The following is an 18,651-nucleotide window of genomic DNA, read 5'->3' as shown; positions in this document are numbered from 1 at the left end:
GACGGCCGCCCTGGGGCTTGGGCCGCGGCCTCGGCAGCAACGGCTCCAGCGCCGCCCACAGATCATCGGATACAAGGGGCTTGCTCATGTCCCCTAACGCACGAGAGGCGGTTTTGTTAGGCGCTCTTAGGGCAATCCCCTGTCTGATGTTAAGCGATAGAAATATCTTTGGGTTTTTGGGAAATTTTTCGAACAAGCGGCTATACTGCTTGAAAAAGATGCCGGTGGCAGAGCCTTGGAGGCTCAACTCATCGCAGATTATTGAAAAATCCTTGCCAGTGTCTCCGGTGAGACTTCGTCTTTATCAGGTGGACTCATGGTTGGCGTCACTGAAGAGGGCAAACTGAACGTGGTGGCGACGAACGATTTCACTTATTTTCCTCGCCCCTTCCGCAGCAGGGTGAGCCAGAACGGCAGCCGAAGCGAACCTGTGATCGCGGAAACGAAGGACGTTCCATGTGATCCAGAGGACGTCCTATAAAGCGCCGCGCGGAATTGGGGTTTCACCTCGATTATAGGCTGCCCAGTCGGTCACCTCGGGATAGAACCGCCGCCGCCAGGCCCGCACCCGCGGGTTCATCCGCCGCCGCCACCATGGCGGGACCATTGCCACAAAGGTCATCGCCGGATAGCCATGGGGCAGTTGCGGCGCTTCATCCTCGGCATAGGTCTGCAGCAGGGGAAAGCGGCGGTCGGGCTTGGTGTGGTGATCCGAATGGCGCTGCAGGTTGATCAGCAGCCAGTTCGAGGCGGTGTGGCTCGCGTTCCAGCTATGGCGGGGCAGGACGCGTTCATACCGTCCGCCGCCCAGATGCCGGCGGGTCAGTCCGTAATGCTCGACGTAGTTGGTCAGTTCAAGCTGCCAGATCGCCACGAAGGCCTGGAAGGCGAACAGCAGCACCCCCTGCCAGCCGCCCAGGGCCGCTGCCAGCAGCAGCATCCCCCCTTGCAGCGCCCCATATCGCCAGAACGGATTGCGCCGGTCCCAGACCGGCCGCCCGGCCCGCGCCAGCAGCCGCTTTTCCGCCCCCCAGGCGGACCGCGGGCAATCCAGCAGCACCTGCAGGAAATAGTGGTAGAACCCCTGGTCATACCGTGCCGACACCGCGTCGCGCGGCGTCGCCACCCAGGAATGATGGACCAGCAGATGCTCGGTCCTGAAATGCGAATACAGGTTCGAGGCGAGGATCAAGTCGCCCAGCCAGCGCTCGAACCCCGGCTTCTGGTGCAGAAGCTCATGGGCATAGACCATGCCGATGGTCCCCGACATGACGCCGATGCCGAAGAAGATCCCCAGCTTCTCCCATCCGCCCAGATGCCCTGTATGGGTGACATGCCAGATCGCCCAGAAGACCACCGCCGCCTGGACCGGCCACCAGACCCAGGTGATCGCGCGATGCCAGAACAGCCGCTCGATCGGCGTCCCGGTATCGGGGTTGCTGCTGTTCAGCCCCAAGACCCCGTCCAGCGCGGTGACCATGTACCACGCATAGGCGGGCATCAGCAGGAACCACCAGCCGCCGCGCATCGTGGCCAGCACCGCCAGCGGCACCAGCCCCAGCGACATCCAGAAGGGCAGCGCGGCCCGCAACGACGACATCCTCATGCCCGCGCTTCTATCCCCGGCACCCCCGAGTCGCCACCCGCGCCGCCAGACCTGCCACAGGCGCTTCTTTCTAGCCCAAATACCCCCCCGCCGCAGGCGGTCCGGCGCATCAAACTGGACAGGCGGTCAGGCCCCATCCACGGGGTCTTGTCAGGTCGTTGACGAAGGCCAAGGGCAAGCCGATAGAAGATCCCCTGAAACATGCGGCTGCCATCTGCCAGGGGGCTGACATCCCTTTTCAACACAAGTTCAAAGGCGAAAGAAATTTCCTGACCGTCAGGGCAAATGCAGTCACCGGCCAGCATCCCGCCAAGTCACGAAGAGGGCGCAGAAGGGATCGGCGAGAGGTCGAGCAGGCGCAGCTTGATCTGGCCCGCCTCGCGGACATGGTGGAACAGGAAGGCGGCCGCGGCCTGCATGTCGCGCGCCTCGATCAGGTCGAGGATCTGCAGATGCTCGCGGCATTGCCGGGGCAGCCGCTCGCGCTCGTTGCCGATGCGGTATTCGATCAGCCGCCGCACCCGGTTCACCCGCCGCACGGCATCCAGGAAGAAGGCGTTGTTGGCGCAGCGCATAAGCATCTCGTGGAACTCGATATTGGTGCCGTAGATGGCGGCGCGGCTTGCGCTCTTGAACCCGGAAAGAAGGTCAAGCTGATGCTGGCGCGCGGTGGCGAAAGCCTCGGGATCAGGGGCGAAGCTGGGCAGCAGCAGGGCCTGCATCTCGATCGCGGCGCGGAACTGGTAGGCGTCGGCATAGGCCTTGAGCGAGTTCAGGGTCTCGCGGAACTCCCATCCGTTGCCGGGCAGCCGGTCCACCAGACCCTCGTCGGCCATCTGCTGCAAGGCGCGGACCAGCCGGCCCCGCGCGACGCCATACTGGCGCATCAACTCGCTTTCGCTGAAGCGGTCGGGAAGGCGGCCGGACAGCCGGTCCTCGGCGATCTGGAAATACAGGCTTTCCTCGTGCGAGTTCCCGCCCGGCATCTCGGGCAGGTCGGCGGCATCCATCGCAAGAAAGAAGCCGCGGTTCGGCTCGGCCCGGACGATCCCGAGATCCTCAAGCCTTTTCAGTGCCCCCACGACCGGGGCGCGGGATACGCGGAAGGCATCGGCCAGCTTCTGCGCGCCAAGATGCCGGCCTGCCGACATCTCTTCGCCGCGGACATGATCCAGCACCTGCTGCATGATCCGGGGAACAAGGCTTTCACGGGCCACGAAGTCATCCTCCCTCTCAGCTGGACCAGTGCATGAATAAATTACAAAATGCAATCCAGTCCATGGACAGCGGCGTAATGCCCTGCCCGCGTTCACACTTACTCTCCCTCAACAAAACTTATTGCATTTTGTCCGAACGAGCTTCAATATTCCTGCAGACCATCAAAGGTCCAACCGGGAGGAATTCATGTCTTTTGTCACCCGCAGGCTCGCAGCGGCCTGTCTTGCCGTAATGACGGCGGTGGCGCCGGCGGCGGCGCAGGATCTGGAACTGACCATCACCGCCCCGGCGGGCGCGGGTGGGGGCTGGGACTCGGCGGCGCGCTCGCTGCAGGAAGTCATGATGAAGACCGGCACTGCGAAAAGCGTGCAGGTCATGAACGTGCCGGGCGCGGGCGGGACCGTGGGACTGGCGCAGTTCGCCCAGAACGCCAAGGGCTCGCCCGACCAGCTTCTGGTCGGCGGCATCACCATGGTCGGCGCGATCCTGACCAACAAGGCGCCGGTGAACCTGACCAACGTCACCCCCATCGCGCGGCTGACGGGCGATCCGCTGGTCGTGGTGGTGCCGAAGAACTCGCCGCACCAGACGCTGGCCGATCTGACCGCCGCCATCCAGGCGGATGTCTCGCGCACCATCTGGGCGGGCGGATCGGCGGGCGGCGCGGACCATATCCTTGCGGCGCTCATCACCCAGGCGGCGGGCGGGGACCCGTCCAAGGTGAACTATGTCGCCTATTCGGGCGGCGGCGAGGCGCTGGCCGCCATGCTGGGCGGGCAGGTCACGGCCGGGATCTCGGGCTATGGCGAATGGCAGGGGCAGATCGAATCGGGCGACCTGCGGGCGCTGGCGATCTCCTACCCGGAGCCGATCGAGGGGATCGAGGCGCAGCCGCTCAAGGCGCAGGGCGTCGATGTGGAACTGGTGAACTGGCGCGGCATCTTCGCAGGGCCGGATATTGCGGACGCCGACAAGCAGGCGCTCTCCGCCGCCATCGAGCAGACCGTGAAGTCGCCCGAATGGCAGGCGGTCCTGACCGCCCGCGGCTGGACCGACTATTACGCGCCCGCCGACGAATTCGCGGCCTTCGTCGCCTCGGAAAACGAGCGGGTCCACGCCACGCTGCAGTCCATCGGCCTGGCCGAGTGATCCGGTCCGGGCGGGGACGCTTTTCCCGCCCGTTTCTTTCAGGGGAGAGGGAAGGATGAACCTGGGACAAACTGCCCTGCATCGCCCCACGGCGATCATCGGCGTCGGCCTGATCGCGCTGGCCGCGATCACTTGGTTCGACGCGAGGGGCATGAGCATCCGCTCGAACTACGGGGTCGGCGCAGATGCAGCTTCCTATTTCGTCGCGGCCTTTCTGGCCGTGCTGGGCCTTGCGCATCTGGTCACGGCCCTTCGCCCCGGCATCACCGCCGACCACGCGGACTGGAGCGGGGTTGCCTGGATCGGGCTCGCGCTGGGCGGGCTGATCGGCTCGATCTGGCTGGGCCTCGGCTTCATCCTCGGCTCGACGCTGCTCTTTGCCCTGACCGCACGCGCCTTCGGACGGCAGGCGCTTGTCGCCGATCTGGTCATCGGCGCTGTTATCTCGACCGGGGTCTTCCTGATGTTCAACAAGCTTCTGCAACTGGCGCTGCCCATGGGCCCGCTGGAACGCCTGTTCTGAGGTCGCCATGGACGCGCTTATCCAGCTTCTGAACGGGTTTTCCATCGCCATCCAGCCGATGAACCTTGCCTTCGCGGCCATCGGCGTCCTCTTGGGTACCATGGTCGGCGTGCTGCCGGGGATCGGCCCGGCGCTGACGGTCGCGCTGCTGCTGCCCGTGACCTTCAAGCTCGACCCCGGCGGCTCGATCATCATGTTCGCGGGCATCTATTACGGCGGAATGTATGGCGGCTCGACCACCGCGATCCTGCTGAACACGCCCGGAGAGGCCGCGTCCGTCGTCACCGCGCTTGAGGGCAACAAGATGGCCCGCAAGGGCCGGGGCGGCCCGGCCCTGGCCACTGCCGCCATCGGGTCCTTCGTGGCCGCGCTGATCGCGACCATCGGGCTTGCTTTCCTCGCGCCGATCCTCGTCAAGCTGGCCGTCCGCTTCGGGCCATGGGACTATTTCGGGCTGATGCTGATCGCCTTTGTCACCGTATCGGCGACCTTCGGATCATCGCCCCTGCGCGGCCTGACCAGCCTTGCCATCGGCCTCTGGCTGGGGCTGATCGGCATCGACCAGTTGACCGGCCAGACGCGGCTGGCCTTCGGCGTCCCGAATTTGTTCGACGGGATCGAGGTCACGACTCTGGCCGTGGGCCTCTTTGCCATCGGCGAGGCGCTGCATGTCGCCTCCCGCCATGCCTTTGCGCCGGAAAAGCCGATCCCGATCAAGGGCTCGATCTGGATGACCCGCAAGGATTGGGCGCGGTCGTGGAAGCCTTGGCTGCGCGGCGCGGGCATCGGCTTTCCCATTGGCGCGCTGCCGGCGGGCGGCGCGGAAATCCCGACCTTCCTCAGCTACACCACGGAACGCAGGCTGTCGAAGCATCCCGAGGAGTTCGGCCATGGCGCCATCGAGGGCGTCGCCGGCCCCGAGGCCGCCAACAACGCCTCCGCCGCAGGCTCGCTGGTGCCGCTGCTGACGCTGGGGCTGCCGACCTCGGCCACGGCGGCGGTGATGCTGGCGGGGTTCCAGCAATACAACATCCAGCCCGGCCCGCTGCTGTTCGTCCAGCACGCCGATCTGGTCTGGGGGCTGATCGCCTCGCTGTTCATCGCCAACATCATGCTGCTAGTGCTGAACCTGCCGCTGGTGGGGCTGTGGGTGCAGCTTCTGAAGATCCCCATGCCTTGGCTTTACGCAGGCATCCTGGTCTTTGCGACGATGGGCACCATCGCCGCGAACCCCTCGGTGGTGGAACTGCTGCTGCTGTCGGCCTTCGGCGTCCTCGGCTTCATCATGCGACGATACGACTATCCCGTGGCGCCGGTGGTCGTCGGGCTGATCCTCGGCCCGATGTCCGACAGCCAGTTGCGCCGCGCCTTGCAGATGAGCCTCGGCGACCCCATGATCCTGCTGCAGCACCCTGGATCGGCCATCATGATCGCGATCGCCACGATCGCCCTGATCGCGCCCTTCGTTTTCCGGGGACTGGCCCGCTTCCGGCAGGACGAGGACTGAGACAGGCCCCCGCGGGGTGCCTGTCATGATGGAAAAGACCATGACCCAAGAGACCACCCTTCGCACCGCCGGCACCGACTGGCGCATCATCGACCTGCCTGCGGCTGCGGGCGAGCGGCTGGGCGGGATGCCGCATATCCACCGCATCCTGCTGGAGAACGTGCTGCGGACAGGTGGTGCGGACGCGCCTGCTGCGCGGGACGCGATCCTGGCGGCGCTGGACGGGCCAACGGATGCGGAAATCCCCTTCCTGCCCGGTCGGGTGCTGATGCATGACACGACCTGCGGGCCAGCGCTGGTGGATATCGCCGGGATGCGCTCGGCCCTGGCCGAGGCGGGGCACGACCCCATGCTGCTGAACCCGGTGCTGCCGGTCGATGTCTCGACCGACCATTCGCTGGCGGTAGATTTCTTCGGGGGCAGGGGGGCGATGGCGCGCAACCTTGCCAACGAATACCGCCGCAACGCCGAGCGTTACCGCTTCATGAAATGGGCGACGAACAGCCTGCGGAACTTCCGTGTGCATCCTCCGGGGACCGGCATCATGCACACCCTGAACATGGAGCGGCTGGCGACTGTGGTTCAGGCCCGCGACGGATGGCTGATGCCTGACGCCATGATCGGCACCGACAGCCACACGCCGATGGTGAACGGCATCGGCGTTCTCGCATGGGGCGTCGGCGGGATCGAGGCGGAAAGCGTCTTCTTCGGGATGCCCGTGATGCTGCGCGTCCCCGACGTGGTGGGGATGCGGCTGACGGGGCGCTTGCCCGAGGGCGTGACCGCCACCGACCTTGCGCTGACGGTCACGCAGATCCTGCGCGGCATCGACTTGGCCGACCGCTTCGTCGAGTTCTTCGGGCCGGGCGTGTCGGCCCTGTCCGCGGGCGACCGCGCCGTGATCGCCAACATGACGCCCGAGTTCGGCGCGAACACCGGCTTCTTCCCCGTCGATCAGGCGGTGCTGGACTACCTGACCGCCACCGGCCGCAGCCCGGATCATGTCGCGCGGGTGGAAGCCTACTGCCGCCGTCAGGGCCTCTGGTTCGAGGCAGAAGAAACGCCGCGTTTCTCGCAGGTGGTGGAGCTTGACCTTTCCTCGGTCGAGATCAGCGTCGCCGGCCCTCGCCGCCCGCAGGATCGCCTGCCGGCCTCGGCCACGGCAGCAGGCGCGGCCGAGGTGCGGGGAGGCTCGCCAAAGCCGGTGTCCGCAGGCGATGTGCCCGACGGTGCCGTCGCCATCGCCGCCATCACCTCCTGCACCAACACCACCGATCCCCGCCTGCTGGTCGCAGCGGGTCTGGTCGCGCGCAAGGCGCGCGAACGTGGCCTGACCCCGGCCCCTTGGGTCAAGACCTCGCTTGCCCCGGGATCGCCCACGGCACAGCGCTATCTGGAACGTGCGGGGCTGCTCGATGACCTTGAGGCGGTGGGCTTCGGCATCGTCGGCTTCGGCTGCACGACCTGCATCGGCAACTCGGGGCAACTCACCGCCCTGTCGCAAGAGGCGCTGGGGAAGGGCCGCCTGCAGGTGGCCGTCCTGTCAGGCAACCGCAACTTCCCCGGCCGCGTGCATCCGCAGCTTGAGGCAGGCTTCCTCGCCTCGCCGCCGCTGGTCGTGGCCTTCGCGCTGGCGGGCGACGTGGAACGCGACATCCTGCGGGACGAGATTGCGCCGGGCGTGCGGCTGTCCGACCTCTGGCCCACGGGGGCCGAGATCGACGCGGCGCTCGCCCGCGCCGCTGATGCGGACGACTTTGCCGCCGCCTATGACGAGGCGGAATCAAGCCGCATGTGGGCCGAACTCGATGCGCCCGACACGGCCCTGTTCCTTTGGGACGAGGCGTCCACCTACATCCGTCGCCCGCCCTTCGCCTCCTTCGACGAAGCCTCGCGGCTGGGCACCTATGCGGCGCGGCCCATCCTGATCGTGGGCGACGACATCACCACCGACCACATCTCGCCCGCGGGTGCGATCCCGGCCAAAGGCGAGGCGGGCGACCATCTGATCCAGCGCGGGCAAAATCCGCGCGATCTGAACGTCTTCTCATCCCGCCGCGGCAACTGGGAGGCGATGCTGCGCGGGTTGTTCACCAACCGCAACGTCAGGAACATGCTGGGCGAGGGCATCCCCCCCGGCTCGACCGTGCTGCCGGACGGGCAGATGCTGCCGCTGTGGCAGGCGGCCGAGCGTTACCGTGCCGATGCCCAACCCGTCGTCGTGGTCGCGGGCGAGCGCTACGGCATGGGCTCGTCGCGCGACTGGGCGGCCAAGGGCGTGGCGCTGCTGGGTGCCCGCGCCGTGCTGGCGGTCAGCTTCGAGCGCATCCACCGCGCCAACCTGATCGGCATGGGCGTCCTGCCCCTGCGCCTGCCCGAAGGTGTCACACCCCGGACGCTGGCCCTTTCCGCCCATGACCTGATCGAGATCGACGCGGATGCCGCGCAGATCGCACCGCGCAGCCCCGTTGCGGTCCGCGTCCGCCGCGCCGATGGCCGCATTGAGGAAATCACCGCCGCCGCAGCCATCGAGACCTCGCTGGAGGTCCAGACCCTGCGGCAAGGCGGGTTGCTGCCGCTGATCCTGCAACACCAGGTGGAACCGGCCGCCGCCTGACGGGCGGCCGGGGAACGCGGGATCAGTGCGACATCAGCACCGGCAGGGTCGCGTTCTCAAGGATATCCCGGGTGACGCCGCCCAGCAGGTCCTCGCTGAACTTGCTGTGCTCATAGGCGCCCATGATGAGCTGCCCGGCGCCAAGATCGGCGCAGGTATCCAGGATCGTCCGGCCGATCCCGCCGGGACCGGCGGGACGCACCACCAGCTCGGCCTCGATCCCGTGGCGCGACAGCAGCAGCAGCACGTCCTGCGCGTAATCCGGTCCCAGATCGTCACCGATCCCCAGCAGCGTGACGCGGTCCTTGGTGCCGAGGATATGCATCGCATCCGCCAGTGCCCGGGCCGAGGCGCGCTTTCCGTCCCAGGCAACCACCGCCGATTCCACGATGGCGGGCGCATCATAGCCGGGCGGCACAATCAGAACGGGGCAGCCGCTGCGCAGGGCCACGACATCGGCGCGGGTGGCGAAATCGCCCGTGCGCGAGCCGGTCAGCGAGCTTCCCATCACGACGATGTCATGGCCGCGGGCGGCCTCGGCGATGCTGTTGGCGCGGTGGCCCTTGATCTCGACGAACTCGGCCCGGTCCTGCAGCCCCGCCTCGGTCACGCGGGCGGTGAAGGCCTCGCGGCGCTGCGCCGCGAAGTCGGATTCCGCCTGGTCGAGCATCCGGTCGATCTCGCGCGTGAAGAAGGGGGCGGGGCGGCTTCGCATCGGATTGGGTGCCTGCCACAAAACGGCGGTGATCCAGGCGTCGTATTTCTGCGCCATCTGGATCGCCATGCGCAGCGCCCCCTCGCCGCCTCCGTTCCCGAGATAGGTCGTCATGATGCTGCGAATGGTCATTGCCGATGCTCCTTAGAAGGCGTGGTCGCCGGGATAATGAAGCCTCCGCCGGGCGGGTTCAATCGCGCAGGCACCCGACGGCGCCTTGCCGCAGCGGAACCCAAGCCGTTCCAGATAGTTGCGGCGGTGCAGACCGTTTTCCCCGATGGATCATGACGCATCTTTCCCTTGCCCCGGGCCGCAACTGCTGGCGGGTGGCCTCCGCCGACCGCCTGTCCCTGATCGTGGACGGGCAGGCCTATTTCCGCGCCCTGCGGCAGGCGCTTATGTCGGCGCGGCACCTGGTCGTGATGATCGGCTGGGATTTCGACTTCGAGATCGAGATGCTGCCCGGCGACAGCGACGCCCAGGGGAACGCCCCCGACGGGCTGCCCAACCAGGTCGGCCTGTTCCTCGACGCGCTGGTGGAACGCCGCCCCGGCCTTGACATCTACCTGCTGAAATGGAGCGGGGGCGCCCTGATCGCGCCGGGGCGGGCGATCCCGGCTTTTCGCATCAAGCTGATGTCGCCCGACCAGATCCATCTGGCCTTTGATGGCCGCCATCCGATCGGGGCCTGCCATCATCAGAAGATCGTGGTCGTGGACGATGCCCTGGCCTTCTGCGGCGGCCTTGATGTGACGGAAGGCCGCTGGGACACGCCCGAGCATCTGTCGGGCGACCCGCGCCGGCGGCTGCGGTCGGGCGAGATCGCCCAGCCCTGGCACGACGCCACCGCGATGATGACCGGCCCTGCGGCGCAGGCCTTGGGCGAGCTTGCCCGCGCCCGCTGGCTGCGCGCCAATGACGCGCCCTTGCCCGAGCCGGTGCCCGACCCCGCGCCCGCCGATCTCTGGCCCGAAAAGGTCGCCGTCGATTTCCGCGACCTGCCCGTCGCCATCGCCCGCACCGAGCCGCCCGAGCGCGACACCCCCGCCGTGGACGAGATCGAGCAGCTTTATCTCGATGCCATCGCCGCCGCCCGCCACAGCATCTACATCGAATCGCAGTATTTCGCCGCCGACAGCATCACCCGCGCCGTCGCCGAGCGGCTGGCCGAACCGGATGGCCCCGAGGTGCTGGTGGTCAACCCCGAGGCGGCGCAGAGCGCCTTCGAGGATGCGGCGATGCATGTGACCCGAAGCACGATGATGCTGGCGCTGCAGGCGCGCGACCGTTTCCGCCGCTTTCGCATGGTTTATCCGGTCAATGCCGCGGGCGAGCCGATCTATGTCCATGCCAAGCTGCTGATCGTGGACGACATCTTCCTGCGCGTGGGGTCCAGCAACATCGACCGCCGTTCCATGGGATTCGATACCGAGGCGGACGTGGCCGTGCTGGCGCGCACGGACGCCGACCGCGACCGCATCCGCGCCATCCGCGCCAATCTATTGGCCGAGCATCTCGGCTCGACGGTGGACCGGGTGCAGACGGTCATCGCGGAATGCGGCGGGCTGATCCCCGCCATCGACCGGCTGAACCCGGAAGGCCCTCGCCAGCTGGAGGTGCTGGTCCCCCGCGACCCCGGCCCGTTGGGGCGTTTTTTGTCACGCAGCCGCTTCTTCGACCCGCGCTATCGCCGCAGCGCCCGCAGTCGGCTGGGGCTGACGAACCGTCACCTGTTCATGGGCCTTGGCGCGCTGGGACTGGCAGCGGTGCTGCTGGCACGCCACCGGCGGCGCTGATCGCCGGCGACGGAGGGGTCACAAGGCCGAGGGCACCCCCTCACCCCGCATCCCGGCCATGTACTGCCGCAGGGTCACAGCGCCGAGGATGGCGGCCCCGATCAGGGTCGAGATGATCTCGGGCGCGATCATCAGCAGGGCGGCGACGGGCAGAGCCAACCGCTCGATCTTCAGCAGCGGCCCCAGCAGCCAGTTGGTGATCGCCGCCGACAGGGCGATGATACCCAGGACCGCGCCGGTGAAGGCCAGCAGGAAGTCGGGCAGGGTGAAGGCTTCGGTCACGATCAGCAGCGAGGGCGAGAAGACGAACACGAAAGGCACCAGCGCCTTGCCCATCGACAGCCGGAAAGCCGTGTTCCCGGCCTTGAAGCCGTTGGCCCCCGCGATCCCCGCAGCCGCATAAGCGGCAAGCGCCACGGGCGGCGTCACGTCGGCCAGCACACCGAAGTAGAAGACGAAGAAGTGGGCCACCAGCGGCTCGACGTTCATCATTCCCAGCACGGGGGCGGCGACGGCCACCATGATGATGTAGTTCGCCGTCGTCGGCACCCCGCAGCCCATCAGCACGCAGACCACCGCCGTCATCACCAGCGTGAACAGCAGCGACAGCGTCTCGATGCTGAACAGCTCGAACGGCAGGACCGACAGCAGCCCGTGGAACGAGATCGCCCAGTTCTGCGCGACGCTTGTGACCATGAAGGCGATCTTGAAGCCGACGCCGGTCAGGGTGACGACCCCGATCACCACGCCCACCAGCGCGGCGGCGGCGGTCACGGCCAGCGACTGCCGGGCGCCCGAGACGAAGCCCTCGTAAAGCCCGGCGGCGGTTTCCTTGAGGCCCCCGACGACGCCGGCGGCCATGACGCGCTGGATCACATAGACCACGATGCAGGCCGCGATGGCCGAGAAGGCCGACAGGAAGGGCGTGCGGCCCGACATCAGCATCCAGACCAGCAGGACCAGCGGCAGGATGGACAGCCAGCCCTCGCGCAGGACCTTGCCGGCCTTTGGCAGTTCCTCGGCCCGCAGGCCCCGGATGCCAAGGCGCTTGGCCTCAAGATGGACCTGCACCAGCACGCCGAAGAAATGCATGAAGGCGGGGACGATGGCCGCGATCAGGATCGTCCGCAGCGGGATGCCGAGGTATTCCACCATCAGGAAGGCCACGGCCCCCATGACCGGGGGCGTGATCTGGCCGCCGGTGGACGAGGCGGCCTCGACGGCGGCGGCGAAATGGCGCTTGAAGCCGATCTTGATCATCGCCGGGATGGTCAGCGCGCCGGTCGTCACCGTGTTGGCGATGGAGGACCCCGAGATCGTCCCCAGCATGGCAGAGGACACGACCGAGACCTTGGCCGGTCCCCCCGCGAAGCGCCCGGTCAGCGCGGTCGCAAGATCGATGAACAACTGCCCCAGCCCGATCTTCTGCGCCATCACCCCGAACAGGACGAAGTGGAACACATAGGTCGCGATCACGCCCAGCGCGGTGCCGTAGATGCCCTGCGAGGTCAGGTAGAGGTGGTTGATGATGTTCGCCCAGTCCGCGCCCGGATGGACCAGGATGCCGGGCATCGAGCGCCCGAAATAGGCATAGGCGATGAAGCACAGCGCAATCACCGGCAGCGGCCAGCCCATGGACCGGCGCACGGCCTCCAGCAGCGCGACCAGCAGGATCGTGCCCATGACGATGTCGATGGGCAGCGGGTTGCCGACCCGGAAGGCAAGCTGGTCATAGATCCACGGCACGTAGAAGGCGCTGACCGCCCCCCCGATCCCCAGAAGCCAGTCCGTCACCGGCACGCCAAGGATGGCGAATCCGTCCGTCTTGTGGCGGTTGCGAGCCAGCGCCGAGAAGGACAGGAAGATCACGAACAGCGACACGCCCATGTGCAGGCCGCGATGGGTCGTGGCGCGCGGGATGCCGAAGCCGGCGGTGTAGAAGTGATAGACCGACAGCAGGAACAGGATCACCCCGGACAGGATCGCGACGGGGCGCGTGACCGTGCGGAAGCGGGCCTCGGGATCGTATTCCTCCTCGAGCGCGCGCAGTTCGGCTTCGGAAAGCTGGCGGGGTGCGTCGGTCATTCTGGTGTCCTGCGTTGCGGATCAATGACAAAGGACGCGGACCGGAGACCGGCCGCGTCCTTCCGTGGGTCAGGCCCGGCTCATTCGAGCTTGCCGGCCTCCTTGTAGAAGCGTTCGGCGCCCGGATGGAAGGGGATGCCCGCCCCCTGCGTGGCGCTGTCCAGCGTGATCAGCTTGCCCTTGGCATGGCCAGCCGCGAACAGCTTCTGCGTGTTCTCGTTGTAAAGCGCCTGAGCGATGCCGTGGACCAGGTCGTCGGGCTGATCGGCGCTGGTGACAAGCTGCGCGCCGACCGAAAGCGTGCCAACATCCGCGTCCTGCCCCTCATAGGTGCCTGCCGGAACGGTGTCGGTGGCGAAGAAGCTGTAGGTCTCGCGCAGCTTGTCGGCCTCGGGACCGGCGATCGGCACCAGCGTCACGGCGTGCTGGCTGGCCAGTTCCGCGATGGCGCCCGCCGGAAAGCCGCCGACGAAGAAGAAGGCGTCCATCGCCCCGTCGCGCATCCGGTCGGCCGCCTGGTCGGGCTTGAGGTATTCGGCGGTGACGTCCGCTTCCGACAGGCCGAAGGCTTCGAGGATGATCTTGGCGTCCACAAGTGTGCCCGAGCCCGGCTCGTCCAGCGAGACGCGCTTGCCCTTGAGATCTGCGGGCGAGGCGATGCCCGAGTCGGCCCGCGCGACCAGGTGGATGCTTTCGGGGTAAAGGTTCGCGATCAGCCGCAGTTTTTCGACCGCCGGCTGGCCTTCCCACAGGCCCGTTCCGGTCTGCGCCCAGTAGGCCACGTCGGACTGGGTGAAGCCCGCCTCCATCGCGCCGCCGTTGATGCCGTTCACGTTGCCGACCGACCCGTTCGAGGCCACCGCCGTCGCCACCAGCCCCGGCACCCCGCAGGAACCCCCATCCTCGCAGGCGCGCGATCCGGGCGGGTTCGAGATCGCGTTCGCGATCAGCCCGCCGATCGGGTAGTAGGTGCCCGCGGTTCCGCCGGTGCCGATGCGGAAGAAGGACATCTCCTGCGCGGCGGATACCTGCGCGAAGGACGCGGCAAGCGCGAAAGCGGCAACCAACCCCTTGAAACTCATTCTCAATCCCCCTGTCTTCTTGCGAACGGGGGGACATTAGCCCGCAGCGCCCGGAAACGGCAACCGGGCAGGGGCAGAAATCCGTGGGCACCAAGACCTCGTTTCCGGCACCTGCCGCCCGTCAGTCCTGCGGCGCGCACCACCATGGCGCGACCTTGCGAAGCCTCGCCCAGGCCTTGTCCGCCTGCTCGCGGGCCTTGGCTTCCCGCTTCGAGGCATCTGCGGGCAGCCAGTGCTCCTCAGGACCCTCTTGCGCGTTCCGCCGCATGTTCGTCAGGTCGTTGAGCGTGCCCAGCGCGTCCTGCATCCGGGCCATGCGGCGCACCATCTCGGCCTCGGGCTTGCCGGGCCAGAGCGGACCGAAGAACTCGGACAGGTAGCGCATGTCCTTGGCCCGCTTGCGGAAATCATGCAGGTCGTCTTCGGACAGCCGGTCCAGGTGGTCGCCGAAGGCCAGCATCTCGGTCCAGGCGACCTGCAGCGCGCGCGAGGCGATCACCCGCACCGAGGCCTCGGCCAGCCGCCGGCGCCGCCCGCTGCCGGTCAGTTTCGCGCTATCCAGCAGCCGCGCCACCTCGTCCGAAAGCAGCATCCACGCCTTGCCCTTCATCTCGGCCCGCAGCGCCTTGCGCAGTTCCGCCGCCTGCCGCGCGGCCTCGTCGCCCGCGGGGCTGCCGGCCAGTTCCCCGGCGTGAACATCGGCATCCCGCAGAGGGCCGAGGGCGCGGAACCTGTCGGCAAGCGCCGATTCCAGCCGCCCGCCCGCATCCGGCGACAGCATGTCCGCGAACCCCCGCACGGTGGACCGCATCCGCCGCAGCGCCACCCGCGCGCGATGCACCGCCTCGGGATCGTCCGAGGTCAGGATCGGTTCGATCTGCGCGTCATGGGTCGCCGCGCCCTGCTCGATCAGGCGGCGGAACGCCTGCAGCCCGCTCATCTTCGCCGCCAGAGCCTTCGATTTTCTGCCTGCCGTCTTGCTGGCCGCCATGCCCGTCACCCTTTGCTCTGCCCGGAAACGCCTTGCCGCGAAGGGTAGTTGCAATCGCGCGGGTGACAAGGCACCGGCGCTGGCCGGGCGCGGTTCGGGCTGCGGACCTATACAGCCCCGTGCCCCGGCGCTATCGCTTGCCCGGACGATGCAGGCACCGCCCTGCCGGATGGTGGCGGAGGGGCCTGTGATATTCTGCGAGTTCGGCCCGAAGAACCGGCCCGCGCTGTTTCGTGGCCCGCATGCGCTGGTCACGGCCGACAGCGCGGCCGAGGTCGCCCCGGCGCTGGAACGCCTTGACCGGGCGCGCCGCGCGGGCCGGTGGATCGCCGGCTGGATCGCCTACGAGGCCGGCTACGCGTTGGAAGAGCGACTGCTGCCGCTGATGCCGCAGATGCAAGGCCCGCTGCTGGCCTTCGGGATCTTCGACCGACCCGAGGATGCCGATCTGCCTGTGCCGGACGAACAGGTCCGGCTGTCGCCTTTCCGGCCGCTGATCTCTCGGGCCGGGTATGACGCGGCCTTTGCCCGGGTGCAGGATTATATCCGCGCCGGCGACTGCTATCAGGTCAACCTGACCTTTCCGCTGGAAAGCCGGCTGGAAAGCGGCTCGGCCCTCGGGCTCTTCCATGCGCTGCGGGGGCTTCAGCCGGTCGGCTTCGGCGCCTTCGCCGATCTGGGCGGGCCGGCGCTCGTCTCGCGCTCGCCCGAGCTTTTCGTGCGGCTGGATGCCGAGGGGCTGATCGAGACGCGCCCGATGAAGGGCACGGCGCCGCGTGACCCCGACCCCCGGCGCGATGCGGAACTGGCGGCGGCGCTGGCGGCATCGGAAAAGAACCTCGCCGAGAACCTGATGATCGTGGACCTGCTGCGCAACGACATCGGCCGGATCAGCCGCATCGGGTCCGTCCGCGTGCCGGAACTGTTCACGGTCGACAGCTTCGCCACCGTCCACCAGATGAGTTCGCGCGTGACCGGCCAACTGGCCGCGCCCGCCAGCCTGCCCGCGCTGATGCGGGCGCTGTTCCCCTGCGGCTCGATCACCGGCGCCCCGAAGATCCGCGCGATGGAGATCATCCGCGAACTCGAGCCCTTCCCGCGCGGCGCCTATTGCGGCAGCCTCGGCTGGATGGCGCCGGATGGCTCGGGCTGCTTCTCGGTCGCGATCCGCACTCTGTCGGTCTGGCCGGGCGGGCGCGTGACGCTGAACGTGGGCGGCGGCGTGGTGGACGATTCCACCGCCCCCGAGGAATGGGAGGAGGCGCTGTGGAAAACCCGCTTCGCGCTGCCGCTGACGACCCCGGACTGAGGCTGATCGAGACGGCGCTGTGGGACGGCACGGCCTGCCCGCGCATCAGGGGGCATCTGGCGCGGCTTGCGGCCAGCGCCGCGGCGCTGGGCTGGCCCTGCGATGCGGATGCCGCCCGCGCCGCGCTGACCGGCGACGCAGGAATGCCCGCGCGGCTGCGGCTGACGCTGGACCGCGGCGGCTTGCTGGAGGTGACGCGCCATTCCCTGCCGCCCTCACCGGCGGAATGGCGGCTGGGGCTGGCACCGGCGCGGCTGGATTCAGGCGATCCCTGGCTGCGGCACAAGACCACGCGCCGGGCGGTCTATGACAACGCCCGCGCGGCGATGCCCGAGGGGCTGGACGAACTGCTGTTCCTGAACGAGCGCGGAGAGGCCTGCGACGGCACCATCACTACGCTGTTCTTCGACCGGGGCGCGGGGATGCGGACGCCGCCCCTGTCCAGCGGGCTGCTGGCCGGGGTGCTGCGGGCGGAACTGCTGGACGGCGGGCAATGCCACGAGGAAAGGCTGATGGCCGGGGACCTGCCGCGCGTCCGCCTGTGGGTCGGGAATGCCCTGCGCGGGCTGATGCCTGCAGTCTGGCGGGGCTGAGACAGCCCTCCGTCGCGGGCCAGCCGGCCAGAGGAAAAGGGCAGGGCTTCCGCCCCGCCCCAAGCTTGTTCAATCGCTTCGGCCCTGCATCAGTGACGGATACTGCAAGCCTTACTGCCCGCCATGGGTCACGCGGTAGATCGTGCCGTTGGCGTCGTCGCTGACCAGCAGGTTGCCGTCGGGCAGGACCGCGATGCCTGTGGGGCGGCCCCAGACCTCGGCCTCGTTCAGCACGAAGCCGGTCATGAAGTCCTCGTAGACGCCGGTGGGCTTGCCATCCTCGATCAGCGCGCGGACAACCTTGTAGCCGGTGCGGTTCTCGCGGTTCCACGACCCCCGCATGGTGGCGAAGATGCCGTGGTATTCTTCTGGAAAGGCCTCGTCGTCGTGGAAGACAAGCTGCATGGTCGAGGAATGGGCCTGCAGCAGCACCTCGGGGGTGAGGGACTTGTCGGCAAGGTCGGGGCGCTCGCCCGCATGGGCGGGGTCCTCGTTGCCGCCCGCGTAATACCAAGGCCAGCCGTAGAAGCCGCCGTCCTGAACCGAAGTGATGTAGTCGGGCGCGAGGTTCGGGCCGATGTGGTCGCGCTCGTTGCCCGTGCACCAGAGCGTGCCATCCTGTTGCACCGCCATGCCGGAACAGTTGCGCAGGCCGGTGGCGAAGTTCCGCAACTCGCTGCCGTCGGGGTTCATGACCTGCACCACGGCGCGGTTTTCCTCGTCCCCCCAGGCGGCGCCGACACCGTGGCTCTGCTCCCATGCGGTGATCTCCTCGGGCGGCTCGTCGGACATCGCGCCGGCCACGTTCGAGGCCGAGCCGATCGAGACGAAGATGCGGCTGCCGTCCGCCGTCGTGGCGAGGTCGCGGGTCCAGTGCCGCTCGGTCGGGATGTCGGGGAGGATCACCTCGGCCTCGCCCGAGGCTGTCCGGTCGCCTTCCGCGTAAGGGTAGCGGACGACTTGGTTGGCCGCCGCGACATAGACGTGCTCGGGGTTCTGCGGCGGGTGGAACAGGATGCCGAAGGGTCGGTCGAGTCCTTCAGCGAAAACCTCGGGTGTGGCGGGTGCCTGCGCGTCGGCCGGGAAGACCGAGACCCGGCCCGCCTCGCTTTCGGCCACGAAGATGTCGCCGTTGGGGGCGATGCGGATGACGCGCGGCTCGGTCAGGCCTTCGGCGAAGACCTCGACCGCGAAGCCCTCGGGCACCTGCGGCATCGTGCCTTCCGGCCGGTCGACCATCGTCGGGTTGTTCTGGAAATCCGGCGCCTCGGGGTCGTTTTCGGCGTGGCTGGGCGCGGGCAGGGCGTCTGCCGTGATGTGGCGGCGGGTGCCGGGAGCGTTGTCCTCGGCGGTGCCGAAGGCGGCCTCGCCGGTTAGAACCTCCTGAGCGTGAAGGGGTGCCAGAAGCGCGAATGTCAGCGGCAGGCTGGTCAGGATCGTGGATGTTCGCATGGGTTCCT

Annotated in this window: 14 protein-coding genes; 7 read left to right on the top strand and 7 right to left on the bottom strand. The window is 68.0% G+C overall.

The window, feature by feature from the left end:
- Positions 1–475: 475 nt before the first annotated feature.
- Positions 476–1,606, bottom strand: a complete 1,131-nt coding sequence (locus H5395_RS15055; RefSeq protein ID WP_182793386.1) for an alkane 1-monooxygenase — start codon at positions 1,604–1,606, stop codon at positions 476–478.
- Between the two features lie 314 nt (positions 1,607–1,920).
- Positions 1,921–2,823, bottom strand: a complete 903-nt coding sequence (locus H5395_RS15050) for a GntR family transcriptional regulator (protein ID WP_182793385.1) — start codon at positions 2,821–2,823, stop codon at positions 1,921–1,923.
- Positions 2,824–3,010: 187 nt separating this feature from the next.
- Here H5395_RS15050 and H5395_RS15045 point away from each other — a divergent pair, with 187 nt between their 5' ends.
- Genes H5395_RS15045 through acnA form a run of 4 tightly spaced genes read left to right on the top strand, consistent with a single transcriptional unit; the run spans position 3,011 to position 8,620 of the window.
- Positions 3,011–3,973: a tripartite tricarboxylate transporter substrate binding protein gene (locus H5395_RS15045; RefSeq protein ID WP_182793384.1), complete on the top strand. Its 963-nt coding sequence runs from the start codon at positions 3,011–3,013 to the stop codon at positions 3,971–3,973.
- 55 nt (positions 3,974–4,028) lie between these two features.
- Positions 4,029–4,496 carry a tripartite tricarboxylate transporter TctB family protein gene (locus H5395_RS15040; RefSeq protein WP_182793383.1) on the top strand — a complete coding sequence of 156 codons (468 nt, stop codon included), beginning with the start codon at positions 4,029–4,031 and terminating at the stop codon, positions 4,494–4,496.
- A 7-nt stretch (positions 4,497–4,503) separates the two neighbouring features.
- Positions 4,504–6,003, top strand: coding sequence for a tripartite tricarboxylate transporter permease (locus tag H5395_RS15035; RefSeq protein WP_182793382.1), 1,500 nt, complete (start codon positions 4,504–4,506; stop codon positions 6,001–6,003).
- A 40-nt stretch (positions 6,004–6,043) separates the two neighbouring features.
- Entirely contained in the window at positions 6,044–8,620 is a 2,577-nt protein-coding gene (acnA, locus tag H5395_RS15030) for an aconitate hydratase AcnA (RefSeq protein ID WP_182793381.1), read from the top strand.
- Positions 8,621–8,642: 22 nt separating this feature from the next.
- Here acnA and H5395_RS15025 read toward each other — a convergent pair whose 3' ends face one another.
- Positions 8,643–9,467: a universal stress protein gene (locus H5395_RS15025; protein ID WP_182793380.1), complete on the bottom strand. Its 825-nt coding sequence runs from the start codon at positions 9,465–9,467 to the stop codon at positions 8,643–8,645.
- 152 nt (positions 9,468–9,619) lie between these two features.
- Between H5395_RS15025 and H5395_RS15020 the strand changes: the two genes are divergently transcribed.
- The gene (locus tag H5395_RS15020; RefSeq protein ID WP_182793379.1) at positions 9,620–11,131 is read left to right on the top strand and encodes a phospholipase D-like domain-containing protein; all 1,512 of its coding nucleotides are present in this window, start codon (positions 9,620–9,622) and stop codon (positions 11,129–11,131) included.
- 18 nt (positions 11,132–11,149) lie between these two features.
- Here H5395_RS15020 and H5395_RS15015 read toward each other — a convergent pair whose 3' ends face one another.
- From H5395_RS15015 to H5395_RS15005, 3 genes are all read right to left on the bottom strand, one after another.
- Positions 11,150–13,216, bottom strand: a complete 2,067-nt coding sequence (locus H5395_RS15015; RefSeq protein WP_182793378.1) for a TRAP transporter permease — start codon at positions 13,214–13,216, stop codon at positions 11,150–11,152.
- Positions 13,217–13,296: 80 nt separating this feature from the next.
- Positions 13,297–14,298: a TAXI family TRAP transporter solute-binding subunit gene (locus H5395_RS15010; RefSeq protein WP_182793377.1), complete on the bottom strand. Its 1,002-nt coding sequence runs from the start codon at positions 14,296–14,298 to the stop codon at positions 13,297–13,299.
- Between the two features lie 121 nt (positions 14,299–14,419).
- Positions 14,420–15,289 (bottom strand): CHAD domain-containing protein, encoded by an 870-nt coding sequence (locus H5395_RS15005; protein ID WP_182793376.1) that lies wholly within the window; start codon positions 15,287–15,289, stop codon positions 14,420–14,422.
- Positions 15,290–15,476: 187 nt separating this feature from the next.
- Here H5395_RS15005 and H5395_RS15000 point away from each other — a divergent pair, with 187 nt between their 5' ends.
- Positions 15,477–16,598 carry an aminodeoxychorismate synthase component I gene (locus tag H5395_RS15000; RefSeq protein WP_182793375.1) on the top strand — a complete coding sequence of 374 codons (1,122 nt, stop codon included), beginning with the start codon at positions 15,477–15,479 and terminating at the stop codon, positions 16,596–16,598.
- Positions 16,556–17,191 carry an aminotransferase class IV family protein gene (locus H5395_RS14995; protein WP_182793374.1) on the top strand — a complete coding sequence of 212 codons (636 nt, stop codon included), beginning with the start codon at positions 16,556–16,558 and terminating at the stop codon, positions 17,189–17,191. Before H5395_RS15000 ends, H5395_RS14995 begins: the two co-directional genes overlap by 43 nt.
- A gap of 111 nt (positions 17,192–17,302) precedes the next feature.
- On the opposite strand, the gene H5395_RS14990 is transcribed toward H5395_RS14995, so the two are convergent.
- Positions 17,303–18,643, bottom strand: coding sequence for a sorbosone dehydrogenase family protein (locus H5395_RS14990; protein WP_182793373.1), 1,341 nt, complete (start codon positions 18,641–18,643; stop codon positions 17,303–17,305).
- Positions 18,644–18,651: the final 8 nt, after the last annotated feature.

Source organism: Paracoccus sp. MC1854, assembly GCF_014164635.1.
In the GTDB taxonomy this organism is placed as follows: Bacteria; Pseudomonadota; Alphaproteobacteria; order Rhodobacterales; family Rhodobacteraceae; genus Paracoccus.
The sequence above is the reverse complement of the archived record's forward strand: the minus strand, read 5'-3'. Positions and strand labels throughout refer to the sequence as shown.